The sequence below is a fragment of the Phocaeicola sp. ICN-14070 genome, assembly GCF_037892625.1.
GTDB lineage: Bacteria > Bacteroidota > Bacteroidia > Bacteroidales > Bacteroidaceae > Phocaeicola > Phocaeicola plebeius.
The window spans coordinates 1-2,387 of sequence record NZ_JBBKBF010000140.1; the positions used below are offsets into that span (position 1 = coordinate 1).

1 protein-coding gene is annotated in these 2,387 nt (G+C 41.9%); it reads right to left on the bottom strand.

Annotated elements, in window-relative coordinates:
• Nucleotides 1-105: 105 nt before the first annotated feature.
• Complete coding sequence (ltrA, locus tag WKT20_RS17905; RefSeq protein WP_340417850.1) at nt 106-1,761, bottom strand: group II intron reverse transcriptase/maturase; 1,656 nt, start codon at nt 1,759-1,761, stop codon at nt 106-108.
• Nucleotides 1,762-2,387: the final 626 nt, after the last annotated feature.

Consider the following 2,387-nt stretch of genomic DNA (forward strand, 5'->3'; position numbering starts at 1 on the left):
GATCGGGTAGGTCAGCACCCTTACGGGCGCTTTCCCCCCTAAGAACCGTACATGATAGTTTCCCATCATACGGCTCAAGCAATTCAATACTTCTATGAAGCACGCTCATGAAAGTCCTCCTTTCTTGTTAAGGGATTTACAACATGTTTCATGTGCAAGATGCAGTTTGGATATACCATCCACGTTCAGCATCACCGTGCGCCACGGTGTGTCTTTGGTTATGGGTTCTCCGCATAATGGACAGCATTGGTTCTGTCTTTCCCACATGAATATGAGGGATTTCCTTCCTTTCAAACTTTCTTTCATACGAATAAGATTTCTGTCAAGGAAGTAGTCATACCATTCTGCATCATACGGATTTGCATCCCTTTTTATTTGGGGATATTTTGTAATCTTGGTATCAAACAGACGAGTTAGTAGGATATGTGTATTTCCCTTCGGACTGTCTTTTGCGATACCGAAACACCAATCACGATTATTCACACGATGAAAATACCGATTTTTAATCCATCCAAGAGATTTGTTTGAATGGCGTCTGAGACACCATCTCCAAATCATATTGAATATCTTTTGGTCGGTTTTTCTAAAAGTTTCTGAGGCTGCGCAATACCGATAGTACATTGACCATCCCGTCAATATTGGATTCAACATCATAAGTATTTCCTCTTGTTTCACTGCTCTGTGCGATTTCAATAGAACCTTCACCTTTTCGGTAAGTTTCTTTACACTTTTCTTTGACGGTTTTGTCAATAGTGTACCATTATATTTGCGAATATTGAATCCGAGAAAATCAAAACCTTCCGAAACATGGGTTATGACTGTTTTTTCTTCTGACAGTTCCAGCCCTCTTTCTTGGAAGAATTTGACTAGAATAGGTTTTACCTCGTTTTCCAAGACTTCTTTAGATGCACCTGTAATGATAAAATCATCGGCATATCGTACTAAACTCACTTTGGGATTATATGCAACACCATTACGGGTTGTTTGCTTGAATCCCGAAAGAGCCTTTTCGATGCCGTTCAGAGCAATGTTAGCAAGAGTTGGCGATATGATTCCACCTTGTGGTGTACCTTCTTCCGTTGGAAAAACCTCTCCTTTGAAGACAAACCCGCATTTCAACCACTTACGGAGTATTTCTTTATCCATAGGGACATTGTTTAGAAGCCAATCATGGCTGATGTGGTCAAAGCATCCCTTTATATCTCCCTCTAAAACCCACTCAGGTGAGTAAGAACGAGATAAGAGGGTATGACAACGAATCATGGCATCTGCACAACAGCGATTCTTTCTGAATCCAAATGAATATTTGTCCGAAATGGTTTCTGCTACAGGGTCAAGTGCCATTAGGTACAATGCCTGCATTGCACGGTCTGTCATTGTAGGAATGCCCAAAGGACGAAGTTTACCATTACTCTTTTTGATATTGACTCTCTTTAACGGTTGAGGTTTGTAGCCTCTTCTCTTAAGTGTAGCAATGGCTCTGTATTTTCTTTCAGGTGTTGTCCATAATATTTTGTCCACTCCCGAAGTTTTTGAGCCACTGTTAGAGGTCACCCGTTTAACTGCCAATGCCTTGGCATAAAACGAGTGGGTAAGTGTCCATTGCAAAGCTTTCACTTTACCATACTTACCTTCTTTCTGAGCTTTTACAATACGCGCTTGAAGCTTCTTGACCGTTTCCTCCGCCTTGTTCCAGTCTATACTGGTCCAACTTTGGTTTCGGCCAGAAGGCGCACACTTAATATTTCTATTTTCGTTCATTTGCTTTCCTCCTTTAAGAAGTTCTTTAAGTTATCTTGTAAAAGAATTACCTAGTGGAAGTCTGCCCACTTTCGTGGAGGATGATGTTGTCAATGACACACGTGACATTGGCTTAATCCTTATCCATTCCGTTACAGAATGGCATTCGCTTTTTCCACAATCTTATACCTACATACCATTCGGCATTCCTTGCGGTCTGCTTACCCTTTGTGGGAGATATATAGGCTTACCGAGTTCCATGTTGATGCCAAACCAATGGGTTAGGTTCTGTCTCTCAGCCAGCGGTTCTGATGTTCGTGCATTCCCAAAATTCACAGAAATGTCCAACCGCTTTACCTTTTGGTTCAAGCCTATCAGCGTTGTTTGGCTTGTTCGACTTAACGACCTTTAAATAACAGTTCGCTTGCGCTAACCATACCATTGAGCCAAGCCCCCAGACTGCATAACGCTTGCGGTCGTTGAAATTCCCTCACGGTTCATTCTTCCCCTTTCGGGAGGGTTACCTTTTCAGAGCAGCTTAGCACAACTGATGTCGCACCTGCTCTTAGGCTACTATTGACGAAACAATAGGTTTAATCAGAGTTTAACTCAGTTAAACAGCCATCAACATGACTTGCTCGTCACAC